The 20,960-nt window shown below is 38.2% G+C and carries 18 protein-coding genes and 2 riboswitches; of the genes, 5 read left to right on the top strand and 13 right to left on the bottom strand.

The window, feature by feature from the left end:
* The 6 genes from fdnG to ACNQFZ_RS01880 all read right to left on the bottom strand — a co-directional run bounded on the left by fdnG (position 1) and on the right by ACNQFZ_RS01880 (position 7,736).
* A complete protein-coding gene (gene fdnG, locus ACNQFZ_RS01855) occupies positions 1 to 2,979 on the bottom strand; it encodes a formate dehydrogenase-N subunit alpha (protein WP_458413670.1) in 2,979 nt (992 codons plus the stop codon).
* Positions 2,980 to 3,052: 73 nt separating this feature from the next.
* On the bottom strand, positions 3,053 to 3,811 hold the full coding sequence (fdhD, locus tag ACNQFZ_RS01860; protein ID WP_458413671.1) for a formate dehydrogenase accessory sulfurtransferase FdhD: 759 nt from the start codon (positions 3,809 to 3,811) through the stop codon (positions 3,053 to 3,055).
* A gap of 278 nt (positions 3,812 to 4,089) precedes the next feature.
* A complete protein-coding gene (gene ilvA, locus ACNQFZ_RS01865) occupies positions 4,090 to 5,355 on the bottom strand; it encodes a threonine ammonia-lyase IlvA (RefSeq protein ID WP_458413672.1) in 1,266 nt (421 codons plus the stop codon).
* Between the two features lie 158 nt (positions 5,356 to 5,513).
* Entirely contained in the window at positions 5,514 to 6,002 is a 489-nt protein-coding gene (locus tag ACNQFZ_RS01870) for a dihydrofolate reductase (protein WP_458413673.1), read from the bottom strand.
* On the bottom strand, positions 6,002 to 6,625 hold the full coding sequence (locus ACNQFZ_RS01875) for a DedA family protein (RefSeq protein ID WP_458413674.1): 624 nt from the start codon (positions 6,623 to 6,625) through the stop codon (positions 6,002 to 6,004). Before ACNQFZ_RS01875 ends, ACNQFZ_RS01870 begins: the two co-directional genes overlap by 1 nt.
* 154 nt (positions 6,626 to 6,779) lie before the next feature.
* Positions 6,780 to 7,736, bottom strand: a complete 957-nt coding sequence (locus ACNQFZ_RS01880; protein ID WP_458413675.1) for a thymidylate synthase — start codon at positions 7,734 to 7,736, stop codon at positions 6,780 to 6,782.
* Positions 7,737 to 7,934: 198 nt separating this feature from the next.
* Positions 7,935 to 8,036, top strand: a riboswitch (purine riboswitch).
* A gap of 112 nt (positions 8,037 to 8,148) precedes the next feature.
* On the opposite strand from ACNQFZ_RS01880, the gene ACNQFZ_RS01885 reads away from it, so the two are divergent.
* From ACNQFZ_RS01885 to ACNQFZ_RS01900, 4 genes are all read left to right on the top strand, one after another.
* Complete coding sequence (locus tag ACNQFZ_RS01885) at positions 8,149 to 8,739, top strand: xanthine phosphoribosyltransferase (RefSeq protein ID WP_458413676.1); 591 nt, start codon at positions 8,149 to 8,151, stop codon at positions 8,737 to 8,739.
* 66 nt (positions 8,740 to 8,805) lie between these two features.
* Positions 8,806 to 10,122, top strand: a complete 1,317-nt coding sequence (locus ACNQFZ_RS01890; protein ID WP_458413677.1) for a nucleobase:cation symporter-2 family protein — start codon at positions 8,806 to 8,808, stop codon at positions 10,120 to 10,122.
* 105 nt (positions 10,123 to 10,227) lie between these two features.
* On the top strand, positions 10,228 to 10,875 hold the full coding sequence (locus tag ACNQFZ_RS01895) for a nitroreductase family protein (protein WP_458413678.1): 648 nt from the start codon (positions 10,228 to 10,230) through the stop codon (positions 10,873 to 10,875).
* Between the two features lie 78 nt (positions 10,876 to 10,953).
* On the top strand, positions 10,954 to 11,169 hold the full coding sequence (locus ACNQFZ_RS01900; RefSeq protein WP_458413679.1) for a hypothetical protein: 216 nt from the start codon (positions 10,954 to 10,956) through the stop codon (positions 11,167 to 11,169).
* A gap of 52 nt (positions 11,170 to 11,221) precedes the next feature.
* Here ACNQFZ_RS01900 and ACNQFZ_RS01905 read toward each other — a convergent pair whose 3' ends face one another.
* Complete coding sequence (locus ACNQFZ_RS01905; RefSeq protein WP_458413680.1) at positions 11,222 to 12,163, bottom strand: manganese-dependent inorganic pyrophosphatase; 942 nt, start codon at positions 12,161 to 12,163, stop codon at positions 11,222 to 11,224.
* A gap of 221 nt (positions 12,164 to 12,384) precedes the next feature.
* On the opposite strand from ACNQFZ_RS01905, the gene ACNQFZ_RS01910 reads away from it, so the two are divergent.
* Entirely contained in the window at positions 12,385 to 12,672 is a 288-nt protein-coding gene (locus ACNQFZ_RS01910) for a hypothetical protein (RefSeq protein WP_458413681.1), read from the top strand.
* A gap of 29 nt (positions 12,673 to 12,701) precedes the next feature.
* Here the strand turns inward: ACNQFZ_RS01910 and ACNQFZ_RS01915 are convergent, their stop codons facing one another.
* The 6 genes from ACNQFZ_RS01915 to ACNQFZ_RS01940 form a co-directional block, all read right to left on the bottom strand.
* Entirely contained in the window at positions 12,702 to 14,708 is a 2,007-nt protein-coding gene (locus tag ACNQFZ_RS01915) for a methyl-accepting chemotaxis protein (protein ID WP_458413682.1), read from the bottom strand.
* A 121-nt stretch (positions 14,709 to 14,829) separates the two neighbouring features.
* Positions 14,830 to 15,555 carry an EAL domain-containing protein gene (locus ACNQFZ_RS01920; RefSeq protein WP_458413683.1) on the bottom strand — a complete coding sequence of 242 codons (726 nt, stop codon included), beginning with the start codon at positions 15,553 to 15,555 and terminating at the stop codon, positions 14,830 to 14,832.
* 119 nt (positions 15,556 to 15,674) lie between these two features.
* A riboswitch (cyclic di-GMP riboswitch) is annotated at positions 15,675 to 15,758 on the bottom strand.
* A gap of 144 nt (positions 15,759 to 15,902) precedes the next feature.
* The gene (locus ACNQFZ_RS01925; protein WP_458413684.1) at positions 15,903 to 17,669 is read right to left on the bottom strand and encodes a methyl-accepting chemotaxis protein; all 1,767 of its coding nucleotides are present in this window, start codon (positions 17,667 to 17,669) and stop codon (positions 15,903 to 15,905) included.
* A 218-nt stretch (positions 17,670 to 17,887) separates the two neighbouring features.
* Positions 17,888 to 18,691: a metallophosphoesterase gene (locus tag ACNQFZ_RS01930; RefSeq protein ID WP_458413685.1), complete on the bottom strand. Its 804-nt coding sequence runs from the start codon at positions 18,689 to 18,691 to the stop codon at positions 17,888 to 17,890.
* An 82-nt stretch (positions 18,692 to 18,773) separates the two neighbouring features.
* Entirely contained in the window at positions 18,774 to 19,226 is a 453-nt protein-coding gene (locus tag ACNQFZ_RS01935) for a carboxymuconolactone decarboxylase family protein (RefSeq protein ID WP_458413686.1), read from the bottom strand.
* Positions 19,227 to 19,252: 26 nt separating this feature from the next.
* On the bottom strand, positions 19,253 to 20,941 hold the full coding sequence (locus tag ACNQFZ_RS01940) for a methyl-accepting chemotaxis protein (protein ID WP_458413687.1): 1,689 nt from the start codon (positions 20,939 to 20,941) through the stop codon (positions 19,253 to 19,255).
* Positions 20,942 to 20,960: the final 19 nt, after the last annotated feature.

The raw sequence follows: 20,960 nt of genomic DNA on the forward strand, positions 1-20,960 counted from the left end.
TTAAGCCCTCCTTACATCACAAAGGAACGCTTTATATTCCGGAATTTGTGAATTAGCATCCCCTACATAACTTGTTAAATCATTGGCAGAAGCACCAGTTGCAATACCATTAAAACCATAGTTCCATGGCATGCCGATATGGTGTACTTTCTTCCCTTTTATCGTATACGGCTTAAAGCGTTTCGTAACAAGGGCATAGGCTTCGATTTCAGCCCGCGCTGATTTGATAATCACTCGATCCTTATTCTTAATGCCTTTTTCTTTAGCTAGTTCTTCGCTTATTTCTATAAACATATGCGGCATGAGCTCGGCGAGATATGCTTGGTTGCGAGTCATAGAACCTGATTGCCAATGTTCACTGACGCGATAGGTCGTAGCCACGATTGGAAAATCCTTTGGATTGCCTTTCTTGTTGCGCTTTTTACTGAACATCGCCGCTACCGGACTAACTTCAACACTTGAAAATGGATTTGGAATCGGGCTTTCATATGGCTCATAATGCTCCGGCAGTGGGCCATCTTTTAAATTTGCAAACAGCTGGCCGACACCTGATGCATTCATGATAAATGGATTTAGCCCTGCTTCTTCATTTGGACGCTGTGTTTTTACAAAATCCGGAACATCATAGCCTGTCCATTCTTGTTTCAAGCCGTCCCACCAGATTACCTTTTTATTGTCTGACCATGGCTTCCCATTGTAGTCAGCAGAGCAGCGATTATAAAGAATACGGCGGTTCATTGGCCACGCAAAAGACCAATTTAAGAAATTATTCATGCCCGTATCTTTATTATCACGAGCTTTTGATAAGTTTTTGCCTTCTTCAGGGTAAAAACCGCAGTAAATCCAGTTTCCACAAGCCGTTGATCCATCATCAGCGAGCTTTCCAAAACCAGGAATAAGTTTGCCTGTTTTTGTGTCAAAACCGTTGATTTCCCTCTGTACGAGATCAATATCAGGGTGGTCATGTTCCCCATAATTCCATGTGAAAGCATTAAACGGAGCAGCAAGGGACGAACCGTCATTTTTGTAAAGTAGTTTTAATTTCCGTCCCAAAGAATAGATAATTTCTAAATCCCCTTTGGAATTCCCTTTTGGCTTAATCGCTTGCCAACGGTATTGCATCCAGCGCCCGGAATTCGTAATGGTACCTTCTTTTTCATAGGAACTGCAAGCAGGCAAGAAAAATACTTCCGTATTAATTTCAGCAGGATTTTTGCCGGCCTCTTTTTTCCAAAAAATTGATGTTTCAGTCTCAAAAAGGTCAATTGTCACCATCCAATCTAATTTACTTAATGCTTCGTGGGACTTCGTTGCATTCGGAGAACCAACAACTGGATTTTGACCAAACAAGAATAAACCTTTCAACTTGTCATCGTACATGTCATCAAAAAGCCCCATATAGGAATAGTTTTTGCCTTCTTTAACTTTCGGGTGGTACTGATAGCAAAATTCATTCTGGGCTGTCGCCTTTTCTCCATACATCGCTTTTAAGTAGCTGACAAAAAATTTCGGCTTATTAACATAATAGCCCGATTTTGGTGTCTCACTTTCAAGATAAGCAGCAAGTGTTGCCATTTTATCGTTGGCAATCGGCGTATTTAAATAACCTGTGATATTATGATATAAAAGCCCAAAGTCTGTTGAGCCTTGTACATTGGACTCACCGCGGAGGGCATTAACACCGCCGCCAGGGAGACCAATATTCCCTAACAACAATTGGATAATCGCGTATGCACGAACATTTTGCGAACCATGTGTCGATTGGGTTCCGCCCATCGCGTACATAATCGTACCCGATTTTCCCGGTTTACCAGTACCGCAAAAAGCCTTCGCTACTTCTAGGAAATTCTCTTTCGGTGTTCCTGTTACAGATGTAACGGTGTCAAGATCATAACGGGAATAATGTTTTTTCATCACTTGGAATACAGAGCGCGGATTTTCAAGTGTTTCATCCTTTAAAATAGTCCCTGTAGCATCCTTCTTAAATCCCCATGTTGCTTGATCATATTTGCGCACTTTTTCATCATAACCGCTAAATAAGCCATCGTGAAAATCATAGCCATCATCAAGAATGAAGGAAGCGTTGGTATACTTCACAATGTAGTCTTTATGATAGAGATTGTTTTCGATTGCATAGTTCATTAAACCACCGATAAAAGCGATATCAGTACCGGAACGTAGTGGTGCGTAGATATCCGCTTTTGCTGAACTGCGTGTAAATCGCGGATCAACTGATACAATTTTTCCGCCATTTTCCTTCGCCTTTAAAATCCAGCGGAAACTTATCGGGTGATTTTCAGCAGGATTTGAACCCATCATTAATACACAATCAGAATACTGGATATCATTCCAGTGATTTGTCATTGCTCCACGTCCAAAAGAAGGTGCCAGACCGGCAACCGTAGAGCTATGTCATATACGTGCTTGGTGTTCAATATACGTTAACCCAAGCCCTCTCATCAATTTTGCAAGCAAATAGTCCTCTTCGTTGTCCAAAGCGGCCCCGCCAAGACAAGCAATGGCTTCTGTTCGATTAACAGGCATGCCATTATCGTGAGTTATAAATGTTTTGTCACGAGTCTCTTTCACCTTTAGGGCAATTCTTTCATACATCCATTCCCAAGACTTTTCCTCCCACTTGCTGCTGCCTGGAGCGCGGTAAAGCGGTTTTGTGATGCGCCTGTCAGATTCATATACTTGCCGTATATTGGTCCCTTTACTGCAAAGCGTCCCTTCATTGATTGGATGATCCGGATCACCCTCTGTAAAGACAACATGATTGTTTTTCGTATGTACAAGAATTCCGCAGCCTACTGCACAATAACAGCAAATTGTCGGCGTAACTGTTGCTTTAGCAAGCTTAAATTGCCGAGAATATGCTTTTACTTCTTTTTCATTAAATCCAAGTTCGACAATGGCCAAGGTTGCGGCTGTCGCTCCGGACAATTTTAAAAACTGTCTCCGTGTTAACTCTGCCATCTAAACTTCCCCTTTCATTCTATCATTTAAAGTCTGCCATCTCGTACAATGAAATGGGCGACTTTAATGCCAATTAATGTTCTCCTGCCACCTTATCATTCAGATCATTTAACACACGGCCACAGGACGTGTACACGTTAATCATTTTCCCTCTTATGTAACCGATTACCTCTACGTTTAAATAGTTTGCTAGTTGAACAGCTTGTTTGGTGGCAGCTGTTCTTGAGCCAACGATACCAAAACCAAATCTTGCCGCCTTTGAAAGCATTTCATAGGAAATCCGCCCCGTTGTAAGTAAAATGAGGTCTTCCGGAATCATATTACGACGAAGTGCAAATCCGATAATTTTATCAACAGCATTATGCCTGCCAATATCTTCTTTCACATAAATATGCCCTTCACGATCAACAATGCAGGCTCCGTGCATCCCACCGGTTTCTAAATAAAGTGGTGAATTGACGGCAAATTCATGCCGCTTTTTCAACAAATAGGTAAGCGAAACCGCCCGATTCGTTTTCACTTTTGCGAATCTTTTCACATCTGTCATAGAAAAAAAGGTAATCCCTCTCCCACACCCAGCAGAAAAATTCAGTTGCTTCTCACGAAACTCCTTCATGTCAAAAACACCCACGGTTTCTACTGCGATCCTGCCTCGAGATTCATCCACTCTTATGCTTTTAAGATCACTAGTTGAGTCGATGATGGCTTCAGAAAACAAATAGCCTACTGCCCAATCCTCTAAATCCTGATTTGTTAGTTGATAGGTTGCAAGACTCTGACCATTTACATATAGTGTGATAGGATATTCCTCAGGGCATGATTTTCGACCCATGCGTAACACCCCTTTCATAAATAAAATAAGTAAATAAATACTTGTCACGGTATCTTATTCTATTACATTCAATCTTTTCATACTGTTAGGAAAATCACATAAAGTTAATTGGAAAATATTCCAAAAAGTTATTTTAATATTACAATATCAATTAAACTACTTTTCCCCATGCTGAAACCGCAGAAAATTCGACGAAATTTCGACATTTTTTTCATCCTCTTTTTCTTTGCCAAAAAAAAAAGAGACCTACAGCAATCTGTAAGCCCCTTTGGAAATAATCAAATTAATAAATTAAACAAATCCATGTCTTTATTAAGCTCTTTATATTTAAAGCCTTTCTTATTCATCCGGCCGATGAGTGGTTCATAGTCTGCACGATTTTTGAGTTCCAAACCTACAAGTGCAGGACCATTATCTTTATTATTTTTCCTCGTATATTCAAAACGAGTAATGTCATCATCAGGACCTAATACTTCATCAAGGAATTCACGCAACGCACCGGCACGCTGTGGGAAATTGACAAGGAAATAATGCATTAACCCTTCATAGATGAGCGACTTTTCTTTCATCTCTTGCATTCTACTAATATCGTTATTTCCACCACTGACGATACAAACAACCGTTTTTCCTTTAATTTTATCTTTATTAAAATCAAGTGCCGCAATGGCCAAAGCACCAGCAGGCTCTACAACAATTGCACTTTCATTATAAAGCTCAAGGATTGTCGTACAAACTTTTCCCTCAGGAACAACGGTAATTCCTGATAAAATATCCTTACAAATAGCAAAGTCCATTTCCCCTACAGTTTTTACTGCGGCTCCATCAACAAAGCTATCAATTTTATCAAGTGTAACTACTTCCTGATGATCTAGGGAAATTTTCATGGATGGTGCGCCTTCAGGCTCCACACCAATGATTTGTGTTTGCGGTGAAACTGCCTTCACATACGTACCAACACCAGAGATTAGGCCACCACCGCCAATACCTGCGAAGACAAAGTCAACCTCTTCTTCAATATCATTCATAAACTCCATCGCAAGTGTCCCCTGTCCAGCGATAACATGTGGATCATCAAATGGGTGGATAAATACTTTGCCTTCTTCTTTACAGCATTCCATCGCCTTCGCTGAAGAATCATCAAATGTGTCACCAATTAAGACAGTTTCTACATACTCACCGCCAAAACGCTTAACAGAATTAATTTTTTGGCGAGGTGTGGTCGATGGCATGAAAATTTTACCTTTAATTTTTAAGGCATTGCAAGAATAGGCAACACCTTGGGCATGGTTGCCGGCACTGGCGCAGACAACGCCTCTTTTTCGCTCTTCCTCGGTTAAGCTTTGAATTTTATTATAGGCGCCACGAATTTTAAAGGAGCGCACACTTTGTAAATCTTCCCTTTTTAAATAGACATTGCATTGATATCTTTCAGATAGAATCGCATTTCTTTGTAATGGCGTATGTGTAACAATATCCTTCAATGCATGGTTTGCAATAGTGATATCTTCGATTTGCACTTTCTTCATAACCTCTGTACCTTCCATCTTTGATAATCCTTCTTTCTAAAAACTTGTTGTCAACGATTATGTTCCTTCCATTATAACATGTTTTGAAAAGCTGAAACATTTATTTTCAAAACTATTAAAATTTTCGAGTAATCAGAAAACGCATTCATTACCATGCAAAGGAAAGATTGTTAGATTTACTTCAGTTTTTCATAAACTGTAAAATAGTAATCATAAGGATTTTTTTCATCTTTTGGCCCTTTTTCTCTAGTAATCAGTGCCCAATCCGTTTCATCGTAAGGTGGAAAATAGGTGTCTCCCGAAAATTCATTGTCAATCATCGTGATATACAAGCGATCAGCAACCGCTAATACTTCTTTAAAAATCTCCGCACCGCCAATTACACATATTTCAGTTGGTTCCTTTTGTTCCAAAGCAAAAATATCATCAACACTATGAATAACCGTACATCCTAGTGCCGCGTAATCCTTATTTCTAGTCAAAATAATATTTTGTCTTCCAGGCAATGGTTTTCCAATTGATTCATACGTTTTTCTTCCCATCACAATAGCTTTGCCCATTGTGATTTTTTTAAAAAAAGCTAAATCAGCTGGCAAATGCCATGGAAGCTGATTATCTTTGCCAATCACTTTATTTTTGTCCATAGCGACTACGATTGAAATCATTAGGAACCTCCACTTTCTTTCTCTATATTTGTTTTCTTCCCTTTTCTGATGTAGATGTATATAGCGATGATCGCAGCAATTATGATTAGAAGAATGAAATACCCCCGATACTGGCTAATCATATATTCCACCCGATGCCAATTTACTCCTAAAATACGACCTATTGTTATAAAAGTAAATCCCCAAAGGATAGCACCTCCATAAGCAAATAAAGCAAACTTTCGATAGGACATCGCGTTAATACCGGCAAGATAGGCCGTTACATGGCGAACGCCCGGAATGAAATAGCCTATAAACAATAAATAAGGGCCGAACCTTTCAAAGAGCCGATGTGTATTTTCTATTTTTTTTTCTGTTAAATGAAATTTAGGACCAAACTTATGCAAAAACGGTGCTCCTAATTTAACTCCTAATAGATAGCTAAACGTTATTCCGAGGATAGTCCCGATGTACGCGCTTCCTAAAGATAGAATATAGGATAATTTTCCTTCATAGACATTATACCCAATGTAAGTAAGCAAGAATTCATCTGGAAGAGGTATGCCAACAATACCAAAAATTAAAATAAAAATTATTCCAAAGTACCCATAATGTTCCAATAAGTAAGTTAAATGACCTACCATTCATTCACAACCTTGACGATATTTTGAAAACATGACTTCCGCCAAAAAAGCGGAAATAGACCCATTATCCTCATTATAGTTGTGAATTCAAATGAAAAGCAACACTATAAATGCATAAAACGAAAAAGCCAGTGAATACACTGGCTTTTTCGTTTTATACAGCGACCGGCGCTTTAATAGTTGGATGTGGTTCATATCCTGCTATTTCAATATCGCTTACTTCAAAATCAAATATGGACTTAATATTTTGATTTAATTTTATAGAAGGAAAAGGTCTAGGTTCTCTACTAAGTTGAGTTTTAACCTGCTCAACATGATTTGTATAAATATGTGCATCGCCTAATGTGTGAACAAATTCCCCTACCTCAAGCCCACACTCCTGAGCAATTAAATGGGTTAACAAGGCATAACTGGCAATGTTGAAAGGCACACCTAGAAAAGCGTCGCCTGAACGTTGATACAGCTGACAGCTAAGTCTCCCCTCCGCGACGTAAAATTGGAATAAGCTATGACATGGCGGCAGTGCCATTCCGGTAACCTCACCAGGATTATAGGCCACAATGAGAAGCCGGCGGCTATCAGGATTTCGCTTAATTTCCTCGACCACATTTTTGAGCTGATCGATGGTCTCTCCGCGAGCAGTCTCCCATTGGCGCCATTGTTTGCCGTATACAGGGCCTAGTTCCCCGTATTCTCCCGCAAATTTATCATCAGCTAGTATGCGCTCTTTAAACTTGTCCATCTCTTTTTCGTAGAGCTCGTTGAACTTTTCATCCTGAAGGCTCTTGCGGCCAAAATCAGTCATGTCCGGACCTTGGTACTCACTGCTCTCCACCCAATTTTTGAAGGCCCATTCATTCCATATATTATTATCGTGCTGTAGCAGGTAGCGGATATTCGTGTCGCCCTTAATAAACCAAAGTAGTTCACTTACGATAAGGCGAAAAGGGATTCTCTTTGTAGTTAAAAGAGGAAAGCCCTCCTTTATATCAAACCGCATTTGATAACCAAACACAGAATATGTCCCTGTCCCCGTTCGATCTTCTTTTTTTACCCCATTATCCAAAATGTGTCTGCACATTTGTAAGTATTCGTTTTCTGGATGACTCAACTGATTATGCAACTCCTTTTTAATAACTTAATACCATACTCTAACTATATAGTATAATCCATTTTTCCAACAAGTTATAGCATCATTGAGCCCATCTGCCAAAAGCGAACAATAACAGAAAATAAATTTGTTTTGTTCGTTTTTTTCAAAAAACTCTTTTCAAGATTATTCTTCTACGATATAATCCAATTACATTCATAAAATTATATAAGAATAGCTCGTATAATCGCTGGGATATGGCCAGCAAGTTTCTACCGGATTACCATTAATAGTCCGACTACGAGTAAGCCGGTTTTGTTTCGGAACCAATTTTATTCGGAAAAGGTTTCTAGAAACTATAGCCCAAAACAGTTGCTTACTCGATTACAGAGAACACTGTTTTGGGCTTTTTCTATTTGAAAGGAGAAAATATATGCAAGAATTACAAGAAAAAATCCACCGCGAAGGTATTGTACTGCCCAACAATGTATTAAAAGTTGATTCCTTTATTAACCACCAAATGGATCCAATTTTAATGAAGAGAATTGGTGAAGAGTTTGCAAGAAGGTTTCAACAAGAAGGCATCACGAAAATCTTAACAATAGAATCATCTGGAATTGCCCCAGCTATTATGACGGCATTGGAATTCGAGGTCCCCGTTCTTTTTGCCCGTAAGAGAAAGCCCCTTACGGCCAGCGAGAATTTATATAGTTCAAGCGTCTATTCTTATACAAAACAAGAAACAAATGAAATTACAGTTTCAAAAGACTATCTTCTAAAAACAGATACGGTTTTAATTATCGATGATTTTCTTGCTAATGGCCAAGCAGCACTTGGACTTATCGATTTGGTAGAACAAGCAGGCGCCAAAGTTGCCGGCGTTGGCATTGTTATTGAGAAATCATTTCAGGTTGGAGCTAAGCTTATTGAAGGTAAAGGTTATCGCCTAGAATCACTTGCACGCATCCAATCCTTAGAAAATGGCAGAGTCACTTTTGTAAATGAACAACTCGTATCGATTTAACAATCTTTTCATTCGCTAAATTGCAATTCAACATTACACCTTTGTAAAAAATTGATGGAGGTTTTTATGAAAAACAGTTTAAAAACATTCTCACTCGGCTTTCAGCATGTACTGGCAATGTACGCCGGTGCAGTCATTGTTCCGCTTATTGTCGGCGGGGCCTTAGGATTATCTTTCACACAATTAACCTATCTTGTCTCTATCGATCTATTAGCGAGTGGTGTCGCTACACTATTCCAAGTTTGGAAGAATCGTTTTTTTGGGATTGGGCTCCCTATTATGCTTGGCTGTACGTTCACAGCCGTAGGCCCAATGATTGCGATCGGTGGTCAATATGGAATTACTTCAATGTATGGAGCGATTATCGCTTCTGGACTCATTGTCGTTGTCATTTCCAAGTATTTCGGCAAATTGATTAAATTCTTCCCACCAATTGTCACAGGGTCCGTTGTTACGATTATTGGAATTACATTGATACCTACCGCAATACAAAATATGGCTGGAGGCCAAGGCAATGAAGATTTCGGTGATCCTAAATTTTTAATGCTATCATTTGGCGTATTGGCAATTATTTTACTTTTGAATAAATTCTTTACTGGTTTTATACGCTCCATCTCGATTTTAATAGGTATGATCATCGGCACAATCATCGCTGCTTTTATGGGTCTAGTCGATTTTTCAAAGGTTGGAGAAGCATCATGGGTACACATGGTTCATCCCTTTTACTTCGGGTCACCAACATTTGATTTGACGCCAATCCTTACCATGACACTCGTTAATATTGTGAGTTTAATAGAATCAACAGGTGTTTACCTTGCTCTAAGTAATATTTGCGGTGAGAAGCTGACACAAAAAGACTTAGCGAGAGGCTACCGCGCAGAAGGCTTGGCGATTTTACTTGGTGGTATTTTCAACTCCCTACCCTATACTGCTTATTCACAAAACGTTGGCCTCGTACAGCTATCTGGTGTTAAATCGAAAAATACTATATTTACAGCAGGCTTTATTCTTGTCGTACTAGGTTTAGTTCCAAAAATTGCAGCCATTACAACCATTATCCCAGCTCCAGTACTTGGCGGTGCAATGGTGGCCATGTTCGGTATGGTTGTCGCTTATGGCATTAAAATGTTAAGTAATGTTAGCTTCGATGTTCAAGGAAATCTATTAATAATAGCTTGCTCCGTTGGTATGGGCTTAGGTGTAACAACTGTTCCGGAACTATTCGGGAAATTGCCGCAAGCCATGCAAATTTTGACTAGCAACGGAATCGTTGCTGGTAGTTTAACTGCGATTGTTTTAAATATTATCTTTAACTTGATTCCAGGTAAGGAAGCGAATGTGAAAAAAACAGTCGTTTCCCTTGAACAGTCGAAGGTTTCATAAGGTTTAGTCAAACATGTTCTCCATCTTACTGTAATTAAACATTGAGATGGAGGCTTTTTTTTGATAAGGTAGCATTGTTACTATTTTTTGTTGATGGAGGCTTTTATGGAATACAGTCAGTTTAAAGAGATACTATTAGGTAGAAGAAGTGTTCGAAAATATGAGGATAAAGAAGTAGCGAACGAAGATATTCTTGATTTAATAGATTGTGCACGCTACGCCCCCAGCGATACAAACTCACAAACTTGGGAATTTATCGTCATTAAAGATAAGGAAAAAATAAAGAAAATTGAAGAAATGACATGGGATGCTTTACGTGAAAAAGCAAAGGTAGCCGAAGAGCACGGGTTTGAAAGACCTGCCAAAATGCTGCTCAAATCATTTGGTCCCTATGCAACTGCATTTTCTGATGCACCTGTGTTAATTATTTGCTTAGCAACACCATATCAATCAAAATTCAGGGAAAAAGTTTTTGATCCAATTAATCTTGTACCAGATGAAGTATGGCGTGAAGAAGGAATTAAAAGCAGCTGCTTGGCAACACAAAACTTAATGCTAGCCGCTTACGCAAAAGGTCTTGGGACATGCCCAATGACAGGACCTGTCTTACTGGCAGAAGACAGACTCCGTGACTATTTACATATCGAAGCTGAAAAAACAGTGAATATGGTTGTTGCTCTCGGATATCCGCAAGAAACACCAAAAAGATTAGCCCGCAAAGAAGTATCTGAAATAGTTCAAATCATCGAATAAAGATAAGGCAAATTTTACAATGGTCATCATATATTTTATATGGAGGAAGTAATCCCATATAAAGTAGGTGAGACTTACATGTACACCGTTCATTATTACGAAGACAAAACCTTATTGTTAAGTCAACTGCTTAGTCGTGTGCCTGCTGTCGGTGAAAATTTGAAAATTAAAGGCAGGAAAAGCAATGTTTCCAATGTCCTTATGATTGACGAAAGAACTTTTCATGTCCAGGTCATTCAAGAAAAAGTGAAAAAAGTAAAATTCGAAGATCTTTCCAAAAAGAAAAAAAGATAAATAAAAATAGAAGCTCACCTTTTGGTGAACTTCTATTTTTTATTTATCAGAATCAGATTGTTTGTTTACTGGTGAAGCTTTCTGTAAGCTGAGGAACGATTTGCTTCTTGCGTGATACAACACCTTTTAGAGTAGCTAAATTATTATTTAACTTTACATTAAAGGCTTGTTCTACATTCTCCGTTGCCCCACCAAGTGCAAGTGCGATTGAATCGCTCTTTAAAATATCGGTAACAACTAATACGAATAAATCTAAATTTTTCTCATTAATATAAGCAGTCATTGCTTCTTCTAATTCTTGTTGACGAACTAGAATATCCATTGGATCAATTGCATTTACTTGCGCTACTTGTACTTTGGCATTCCCCATTGGAAACTCTTTAGAATCAAGTAGGATTAATTCAGCAGCAGTTTTATCGCTTAAATCAGCTCCTGCTTTTAACATCGCTAAGCCATATTCATCAGCATCAACACTGGCAATCGCTGCTAGTTCTTTCGCTGCATCGATATCCTGTTGTGTGCATGTTGGTGATTTAAATAAAAGTGAATCGGAAATAATCGCTGAAAGCATAAGTCCTGCGATTTCTTTTTCAATTGCAATGCCATTTTCCTTGTACATTTTATTTAAAATAGTAGCTGTACAGCCGACTGGCTCCACACGGAAATATAAAGGATCCTTTGTTTCGAAGTTGGCTACACGGTGATGGTCGATTACTTCAGCAATACGAACCTCCGCAATATCATTAGCGCTTTGCTGACGCTCGTTATGGTCTACTAAAATAACTGTGCTTACCTCAGGAGCTACTGCTTCCACTAAACGTGGCGCTTTAAATCCAAATTGGTCAAGGGCAAATTGAGTCTCACCGTTAATGTTTCCTAAACGCACAGCTTCTGTATTAAATCCTAATTTTGTTTTCAAGTCATTATAAGCAATGGCAGAACAGATTGAATCTGTATCTGGATTTTTATGACCGAGAATTAATATTTTTTCCATAATCTCTCTCCTTTTTTACATATTGTTCATCCATGCAGAAAAATTTCCTGTTGTCCATAACCCCATTTATTTACATAGTTATTTTACTTTAAAAAAACAGGTAAGAAAAGTCAAAAATTATTGTATCACACAATATCTTTGAAGAAAAATAATTCACATTATGTTCAAACCTTTCTGAAATAAAACATGTATATAATAAACATAGAAAGTGGGGGTTTAGCATGAAGTCATTATTTTGGATTATTTTTCTTTCCATTTTATTAACTGGTTGTAGTGTAGGTTCGTCATCGAAAGCCATTAACACAGAGCTTATGGACGATAATGCCCAAATTATTAATATCGCCAACAGAACATCCTTTAGCGACTTAAATGATGATGACAAAGCCTTTATCGATGAATTTTTAAGTAAGTATTACAATGATAAAAAAAAATTTGAATCTTACAATGAAAAGGAACAAAAAATTGTCCTTGAAGCTGTAGAAAAAATTAAGAAAATGAAAGACAAATAGGCTGGCTCCCGTTTGAGTCAGCCTATTTTTTATCTATTATACTTAAACTTTAAGATGACTAGCGTTAATTCCTCTGCTTTTTCAGATAGTGTATTAGCTGCAGCCGTAATTTCCTGCATAGATGCCATCTGCTCCTCCGTTGAGGCCGCCACTTCTTCAGCAGTGACCGAATTGTCTTTAGCAATCACAGCTAAATCATTGATTGTAGCCGTTACTTCTTTAACCGCAGCAGACATTTGCTGCGCAATTACAGACACTTCTTCCATTTGCGGTGTAATCTCTTTCGTGCTCTGGAGGATTTGGTCAAACTTCTCGATTGCTTCATTCGATACTTTAACCCCTACTTTTACATCATCCATCACACGAGCCATAATTTGTACTGAGCTTTCTGTGTCTTTTTGGATTCCGTCGACAATAGCGAGTATTTCCTTAGCGGATTGCTGCGATTGCTCGGCTAGTTTACGGACCTCGTCAGCTACGACAGCAAACCCTCTGCCATGCTCCCCTGCTCTCGCTGCTTCAATAGCCGCATTTAGAGCAAGAAGATTGGTTTGGTCGGCTATGCCTGTAATAACATCCAAAATCGAGCTCACTTCCCGCGAACGCTCATACAATGATTCAATCATCGCATTTGATTCATTTACAGACCCATGAATAGAATTCATTTGATTTACCGTATCAGCGACAGATTGGCCGCCAATTTCAGCAAGTGCCGTTGTATGATGTGCAAGCTCATACACTTTTTTAGAACTCTCCACAATGCGATGAACTCCACCAGAAACTTCATCAAGAGCACGGGCATTGTGTTCCACCTCATACTTTTGTTTCTCAGCGTTACTAGCCACTTCCTGCACGGAATCCGATACCTGCTCCGTTGCAACATTGGTATGTTCAGCACTAGCTGTTAATTCTTCTGAAGACGCGGAAACCTGATCGGCTGCTCCAGCAACTGTCTCGATGATTTGCTTCATATTAATGACCATTTCATTAAAGCTTTCAGCGAGCCTTCCAATTTCATCATCTGTCTTTACATCCAACTGCTTTGTAGTTAAATCACCGTTAGCAACCGCTCTCATTCCTTCTGATACAGATAGAATCGGTTTTGTTAACTTTGTAGTGATGATATAAGCAAGGATAATAATTACAATCGATGATATCACAATGATTAGATTCGTAAGTTTTTGAACACTCTCAGAATCTGCCAAAACAATATCTGCTGGCATACTGATGCTTAATCCATAACCAACGGTTTTAATTGGCGCAAAGGCTAATAAGTACTGACCATTGGAGCCATTAAAGGATGAAATGCCGGATTCCAGTAAACTCTTTCCCAAAGCAGTTTTATAATCTTGATTAAGATTAACCTCATCAAGTAATGTTCCTATTTCATCTTGTTCAGCGGCAACCTGCACCCGTTTCTCCGCATCTACTAAAGTGATTGAGGCCGAATCCTTCATCCCTTCTTTTAGAAAGGTATCAACTAACACTTCAAAATTTGCAGAACCTGCCAACACACCAATAACATTGCCATTATTGTCTTTAATTGGTGTTGCAACAACAACAATTCGGTTTCCTGTTGCTTTAGAAACGAGAACTTCAGAGAAAGAAGATTCACCCTTTAACCCTTTTTGGACATAAGAGCGGTCACTGTAATCAGCACCGATACTTTTTGGACTTGTGTGCGATATGACCGTACCATTCGTGTCAATGACAAAATTTGTTTCAAATACATCTGAACGATCATTTACAATTGTAATGAATGGGAAAATCCGTTTATTGTCCATTGACTTAACAGTTTCTGTCTCAGCAACCAATTGAAGCTCCGCCATTTGTGAACGAAACCATTCATCCACAGCTTGCGCTTTACTCAAGGCGAGTCCGTGCATCGATTCTTTTTCTTTCACAATGTTAATTTTACTGCTCAAATTTCCGACTAATAATGAGACAATTAACAAAGGAATTAAAGAAACGAGTAAAAATGAGACAGTAAATTTGGTCCGAATACTATTAGAAAATAGTCTCTTTTTTCTTTTCATAACAACCCCCCTACATAAATCCTTAAAACTATCGAACAAATCAGTATAATCGTATAATTATTTCCGACAAAAAACAACATAAATAAAAATATTTATTGGTTAAGTTTAGTTAATTTAGTAATTAAAGGGGGGCCGGGATTCCTAAATAATAACCTTGGCCAAACACTAATCCTAATGATTTAGCTGCTTCTAAATCCTCACGTGTTTCAATGCCCTCCAACACAATTTGAATATCATTCCCGCAAAAACGCATAAATCTTTTTATAATATCTTGCTTTTCTTTTGATTCTGACAACCTATGTGCAAACCACCTATCAATTTTTATAATATCAGGACACGCCACCGTTAATTTTGTTAATGATGATGTTCCCGCTCCAACATCGTCTATGGCAATAAGGTATCCAGCCTTTTTTAGAGATAGAACCGTTTCTGTAAACTTATGAAGGTCATCAAGAGACTCTGATTCACTGATTTCAATCACAATCCGATTATAGGCTGTAACAGGATTCAGTTTAATAAAATCATATAAATATGTACAGGATGAATGGATCAGCGTCGAAGGAAATAAATTAATAAATAAGAGGCAATCATTATTTTTCGCTGATTTTGAGAAAGCCTGAATTGAATTTTGCGCAGAAAGCAAGTCTAAATTACTTTTATGCTGCTTTTCCTCAGCCATTTTAAATAATGTTAGCGGATTATAGCTATTTGAACGTAATAAAGCCTCATAGCCATAGCATTGGCCAGCTTCCAATTGGTAAATGGGTTGAAACATATGAAAGCACTGTTCATCTTGTTGAAATGGCAAACTAAATGTCATCTGTTTCTCTATTAAGCTACTTCTCATTCTCTTCACTCCAGTAAAAATTCTATTGGAATTTATCTTCCAGATAATATGACATTTTTCGCAATCCTAACTAAAAAATAAAACCACCTCATAAAAGGTGGTTTTCCTTGAACCATCTTTTCGGAAACCCGGCGACCATAGTTATTAACCTTAGGCCCGTAGCTTTGCGTCCCTACCTTTCAATAGGTTTGCCGTTTCGGAGATTGCTTTAGAATTTATATTTTATCTTTTTTCTATTGCAAAAAACTCTATTTCCATAATGGAAATATATGCTTACTATTACCAATTATTATAATATAATTCTTTTATAAATTTGTCTACTAAAAAGTCAACTAACTTAGTCGGTTTTAAATTTTAAACTTTGTAACAATCTCTTGCAGGTCTTGCGCCAGCTTGCTTAATGTTTCACTGGATGCAGTGATTTCCTCCATCGAAGCTAGCTGCTCTTCTGAGGAAGCAGCTACAGTTTGCGTTTTTCCTGATGATTCTTTTGCTATTTGAGTTAACTGTTCCACGGAGGCTGCCACTTCTTCAGTATTTGCTGAAATTTGTTCAGACGTAGCTGATACCTCTTGAATTTGTGTATTCACTTGTTCGACAGCATGCAAAATTTGTCTAAAAACTTCGCCAGTTTGATGTATAACCTTTTTACCAACCGCAACTTCTTTCGAACTTTCATCCATATCCTGTCTAGCAGCTTCAGTACCTTTTTGTACTTCTTGAATTAAGGCAACAATCTGAGTGGCAGATGTTCGGGATTGTTCCGCCAACTTTCTTACCTCATCTGCAACAACGGTAAAGCCTTTCCCATGTTCGCCGGCGCGGGCTGCTTCAATCGCTGCATTTAAGGCAAGTAAATTCGTTTGATCGGCAATTGTAGTAATCACTTCAATAATATTACCAATTTCCTTTGAAAGTTCAGTTAATTGATTAATGGCAGTCATTGTATTCTGTGTCCCTTTTTCAATGGTATCCATTTGTTGAATTGCTTGATGGATTGACTGATTTCCTTGTTGTGATAGATTTGCTGCTTCCTGCGCAGAATCCTTCACAGTAGTGGAAGTCCCGGCAATTCTTTGGATTCCAATTGAGATTTCTTCCATTGCCATGGCGCTTTGTTCTGTACCGGAAACAGTTGTTTCTGCACCACTAGCTACTTCTTGAATGGCAGCAGCAATTTGTTCTGTTGCCTCTGTCGCTTGATTGCTTGTTGCATGCAATTCTTCGGATGAAGCAGCTACTGTTTCCGCACTGCTGCTAATTTGGTAGATTACTTGTTTTAGATTGGCAGCCATATTATTAAAAGCGCGTCCCAAAACACCAATTTCATCTTTATTTTTCACATTGACAAGTTCGATTGTTAAATCCCCGCCAGCGATTTTTTCCGCTGTATTCGCGATCTCAATAATCGGTTTTGAAAATGAGTTTGCAAAAAGATAAGTAATCACAGCCCCTAATAAAAGCGCAATCCCGAGAGCAATAAATAGAGTATATAAAACTTCATTGGCGCCGCTATTATAATCACTCATATAATTCCCAGCAGAAATGTACCATCCCCAATGTGGATCCTTTTCCGTATAAGTGATCTTATCCTCAATTTTGTTAGGGTCGGTTGGCAATGGAAACTCATAATAAGTAAAGCCTCCCCCTTTGTCCCCCTGTTTAACCAAGTCTTGAATATAGAAAACGCCATTTGAATCTTTAGAATCCCAAATGTTAGTGCCTTCTTTTGTTGGATGTGCCAAAAGTGTTCCATGTTGATCAGTTGCGAACATATAACCGAATTCGCCCATATCAATATTCTTATTAATCGGACGTATACCATTTTCTTGTTTCTCCCCTAGAATGGCAGACCTAAAACGTTCCTGTGCCTCTCCAAGTGATAGGCTTCCACTTTCAACATCCTTATTTAAAAGATTAATCATTTCAATAGCCATACTTACATTGTTCTCTAACTTCTCTTCTCCCTGCACTTCTAGATGACTCTTTGATATTTCGTACCCAATAAAACCAATTACAAGGCTTGGTATTGCTAATAAAAGTAGTATGACGGTTATTAGCTTTTTTCTAATTGTTAGCGTTAACATTTTATCCCCCGTTCTCGCAATTGACATTTCCCATTCACCTTGGAAATTATCTATTGCCCCCATATGTACCTTATTTTTATTGTTTACTAACATGTTTTCTGAGTTCATTATATAGTAGGACTTTACTACTGTAAAATAGTTTTTTGAATATAGAAAAATTAACAAAAAAAGCTTGCTGTCGATGCAAGCCTTTTTATAAATATTAATTTATCGCACATTCTCTTTTGTCATTTTATTTCCAGTTGTCAGATTTCAATGATCTTAATGGTAGAGTCTATTTCTTCTTCCGGTGAAGTATGATTCCATTCATGTGGGTAATAGCCTAGTGGGTTGCAAATCATTTCAATCCCTTTATAGTGTTCATGGTATCTCGTATGAATATGGCCAAAAATATATTTTTTCACACCGTATTTTTCTGCCAATTCGCCAAAACATTCGCTGCCCATCATAGCATTGAAAAAATCCCAACTTGGATCTCCTTTACATTGAATAAAATGTAAAAATGGAACTACATGTGTAACCATGATAATATTTTTCCCTTGATATTCTTGCAGCCATTTCTCAATTTTATCAGCAAAATGGGTCGTCACTTTCCGGTCATCCACTGACCAATGAGCATAAGTCTTGTCCGGCCAAGTAAAGTCACCAAACGTGCCTATGGCAAATTGCTCCCCTGTAAATTCCTTCATACCGAATGTATAGTCATACCACCCACCATCACCAATCACTACCCATTGATCATCCAGTTCGATTGGACCATTTCCAAGATTACCTGGAAATGTAAGTAGTGTTTCATAGGCATTCACTGAATCTTCATAATAAATATCATGGTTACCATGGACAAATAACACTTTTGTTTGCGGACATTCACTTTGCAATTGATTTAGAAGGTTCATACTTTTTTCAGGCCCCGCTGTCATATCCCCACTTATGATAAAAACATCTGGTTGGTGGGCAGCAAGCCACTTTTTTAATAGAAACATAATATCTGTTTGCGTTCTTTTTCGGTTAATCCCCTCATGGATATCCGATAAAATGGCAATTTTCATCACAATTCCTCCCTTGTAGCTAAAAATTAATGTTATCAAAAGAGACTGACATAAAAGTCAGCCTCTACTTGTAAGCAATTTCTTAGCTTTCTTCATTCACAGTTGCAAAATTCCCCATTGCAATTGAAATACGATTCCAGCTATTAATTTGGTTAATAATTAATACTAAATCAACATACTCCTTTTCATTGAAATGTGCACATACACGGTTATATAGCTCTTCAGGGACACGCATAGTTGGAATTAATGTAATGTGCTCCGTTAGCTCTAACGCGACTTTTTCAGCATCTGTATAAAATGTACACTCTCTCCATGCGCTGACACAATATAAACGTTGTTCCGTTTCACCCATTTTTCGAGCGTCACTTGTATGCATATTTAAACAAAATGCACAACCATTAATTTGGGATGCGCGTATTTTGATCAGTTCTCGCAGTTTCCGATCAATCCCAGTAGTCTTTGTGTACTTTTCCATTTCCATCATAATTTTTAATCCTTCAGGGGCCAGCTCATAATAATTCATACGCTGTTTCATGAGTATATCCTCCTTTTTCGTTTCTATTAAATTTTAAATTTTGTTACGATGCCGCGTAAATCTTCCGCCAACTTTCTTAATGATTCACTGGAAGCAGTGATTTCTTCCATAGAGGCTAATTGCTCTTCTGAAGATGCCGCTACATTTTGTGATTGTTTGGACGAATCTTTAGCAATCTCCGCTAATTGTTCAACAGAAGCCGCAACCTCTTCCGTATTGGCTGAAAGCTGCTCTGATGTAGCAGAAATTTCTTGGATTTGCTGATTCACTCCTTCAACCGCATGCATGATTTTTTGGAAAGACTCCCCTGTCTGGTGAATGACTTTTTTTCCAACAACCACTTCATTTGTGCTTTTTTCCATTTCTTCATTTGCAGCTTCAGCGCCCTTTTGCACCTCATTTATTAACTCGACAATTTGTGCTGCAGACGAGCGGGATTGTTCAGCTAATTTACGTACTTCCTCTGCGACAACCGTAAACCCTTTTCCATGCTCTCCGGCACGTGCCGCCTCAATGGCGGCATTTAATGCAAGTAAATTCGTTTGATCAGCGATATTAGTAATAGTTTCGATAATGGTTCCTATTTCAAGGGAAAGTGTAGTTAATTGCTTAATCGCTACCATCGTATTTTGTGTCTCTTGTTCAATTTCATCCATCTGTGCAATTGCATTTTGAATAAATTGATTTCCTTGCTCTGATAAAGTAGTGGCATCATGGGCTGAATCTCTGATAGCAAGTGAAAACTCAGCGATACGTTGAATTCCAACCGATACTTCTTCCATGGCGGTAGCACTTTGCCCCGTACTCTCTACCTGTATTTCCGAACCGTTTGCTACTTCTTGAATGGTGGAAGCGATATGCTCGGTTGCAACAGTTGCCTGTTCACTTGTAGCTTCTAATTCTTGTGAAGCAGATGCTACTTGCTCGGCACTGGCGGTCAATTGCTGAATGACTTCTCTTAGATTTTGAGTCATATCGTTAAAAGCATGGGCTAAATCTGCAATTTCATCCTTTGTTTTCACTTCAATATCATCTTGCGTCAGGTCGCCGCCAGCAATCTTTTCTGCAATGACGGCCATATTTTTAACAGGCTTCGAAATCATCCTACTAATAAAAAATGCAATACCGCATCCTAGCAAGAGAACAAAGATGCTTAAAACTAAAAGATTTAATCTAGTACTGTTCACCTTTTTAAAAATATCTGCTCTCGTTTTAGCAAGTTCCTCCCACTGGAACTTTTCCATTTCTTGAGCTTTTACCTGAATAGCCATTACGATGGGCGGTCCTTCATTTGAAATAGTGCTTATATATTCAGGATTATTGGCTTTTTTAAGGGCTATTGTTTTTTCAGCAACTTGTATATATTGGTCTGCATATTGATCCAATTGCTGCAATAGCTTTTTATTTTTTCCCTGTTTTAGCATCGATGCAAGCTTATTGCTTAATGCAATATATTTATTTTTTGCTTGCTCATAAGAATTTAGCGACCCCTCATCACCAAAAAGTAAATAGCCGCGGTTCCCCAGTTCCATTTCTTTTGATGATTCCAGCATATCGCGAATCAAATTCATCTTTTCTACACGATTATCAAGGAGATTTTCATATGTATTTTTTGTTGCTGTAATTTGATAATAGGCGTAGCCGGCCATAATCATTAATAAGAGAATAATGGCTCCAAAGCCTGCATACATTTTTCTTGTAATTGTTGCTTTCATTCCAGTTTTCCACCTCGAA

It is taken from the genome of Schinkia acidoalkalinis (genome assembly GCF_054301215.1).

Coding starts and splice junctions, on each gene's coding strand:
- fdhD (WP_458413671.1), bottom strand. CDS start 3,811: ATGGGTCGAAAATCATGCCCTGAGGAATATCCTATCACACTATATGTA.
- ilvA (WP_458413672.1), bottom strand. CDS start 5,355: ATGGAAGGTACAGAGGTTATGAAGAAAGTGCAAATCGAAGATATCACT.
- ACNQFZ_RS01870 (WP_458413673.1), bottom strand. CDS start 6,002: ATGATTTCAATCGTAGTCGCTATGGACAAAAATAAAGTGATTGGCAAA.
- ACNQFZ_RS01875 (WP_458413674.1), bottom strand. CDS start 6,625: ATGGTAGGTCATTTAACTTACTTATTGGAACATTATGGGTACTTTGGA.
- ACNQFZ_RS01885 (WP_458413676.1), top strand. CDS start 8,149: ATGCAAGAATTACAAGAAAAAATCCACCGCGAAGGTATTGTACTGCCC.
- ACNQFZ_RS01890 (WP_458413677.1), top strand. CDS start 8,806: ATGAAAAACAGTTTAAAAACATTCTCACTCGGCTTTCAGCATGTACTG.
- ACNQFZ_RS01895 (WP_458413678.1), top strand. CDS start 10,228: ATGGAATACAGTCAGTTTAAAGAGATACTATTAGGTAGAAGAAGTGTT.
- ACNQFZ_RS01900 (WP_458413679.1), top strand. CDS start 10,954: ATGTACACCGTTCATTATTACGAAGACAAAACCTTATTGTTAAGTCAA.
- ACNQFZ_RS01905 (WP_458413680.1), bottom strand. CDS start 12,163: ATGGAAAAAATATTAATTCTCGGTCATAAAAATCCAGATACAGATTCA.
- ACNQFZ_RS01910 (WP_458413681.1), top strand. CDS start 12,385: ATGAAGTCATTATTTTGGATTATTTTTCTTTCCATTTTATTAACTGGT.
- ACNQFZ_RS01915 (WP_458413682.1), bottom strand. CDS start 14,708: ATGAAAAGAAAAAAGAGACTATTTTCTAATAGTATTCGGACCAAATTT.
- ACNQFZ_RS01920 (WP_458413683.1), bottom strand. CDS start 15,555: ATGAGAAGTAGCTTAATAGAGAAACAGATGACATTTAGTTTGCCATTT.
- ACNQFZ_RS01925 (WP_458413684.1), bottom strand. CDS start 17,669: ATGTCAATTGCGAGAACGGGGGATAAAATGTTAACGCTAACAATTAGA.
- ACNQFZ_RS01930 (WP_458413685.1), bottom strand. CDS start 18,691: ATGAAAATTGCCATTTTATCGGATATCCATGAGGGGATTAACCGAAAA.
- ACNQFZ_RS01935 (WP_458413686.1), bottom strand. CDS start 19,226: ATGAAACAGCGTATGAATTATTATGAGCTGGCCCCTGAAGGATTAAAA.
- ACNQFZ_RS01940 (WP_458413687.1), bottom strand. CDS start 20,941: ATGAAAGCAACAATTACAAGAAAAATGTATGCAGGCTTTGGAGCCATT.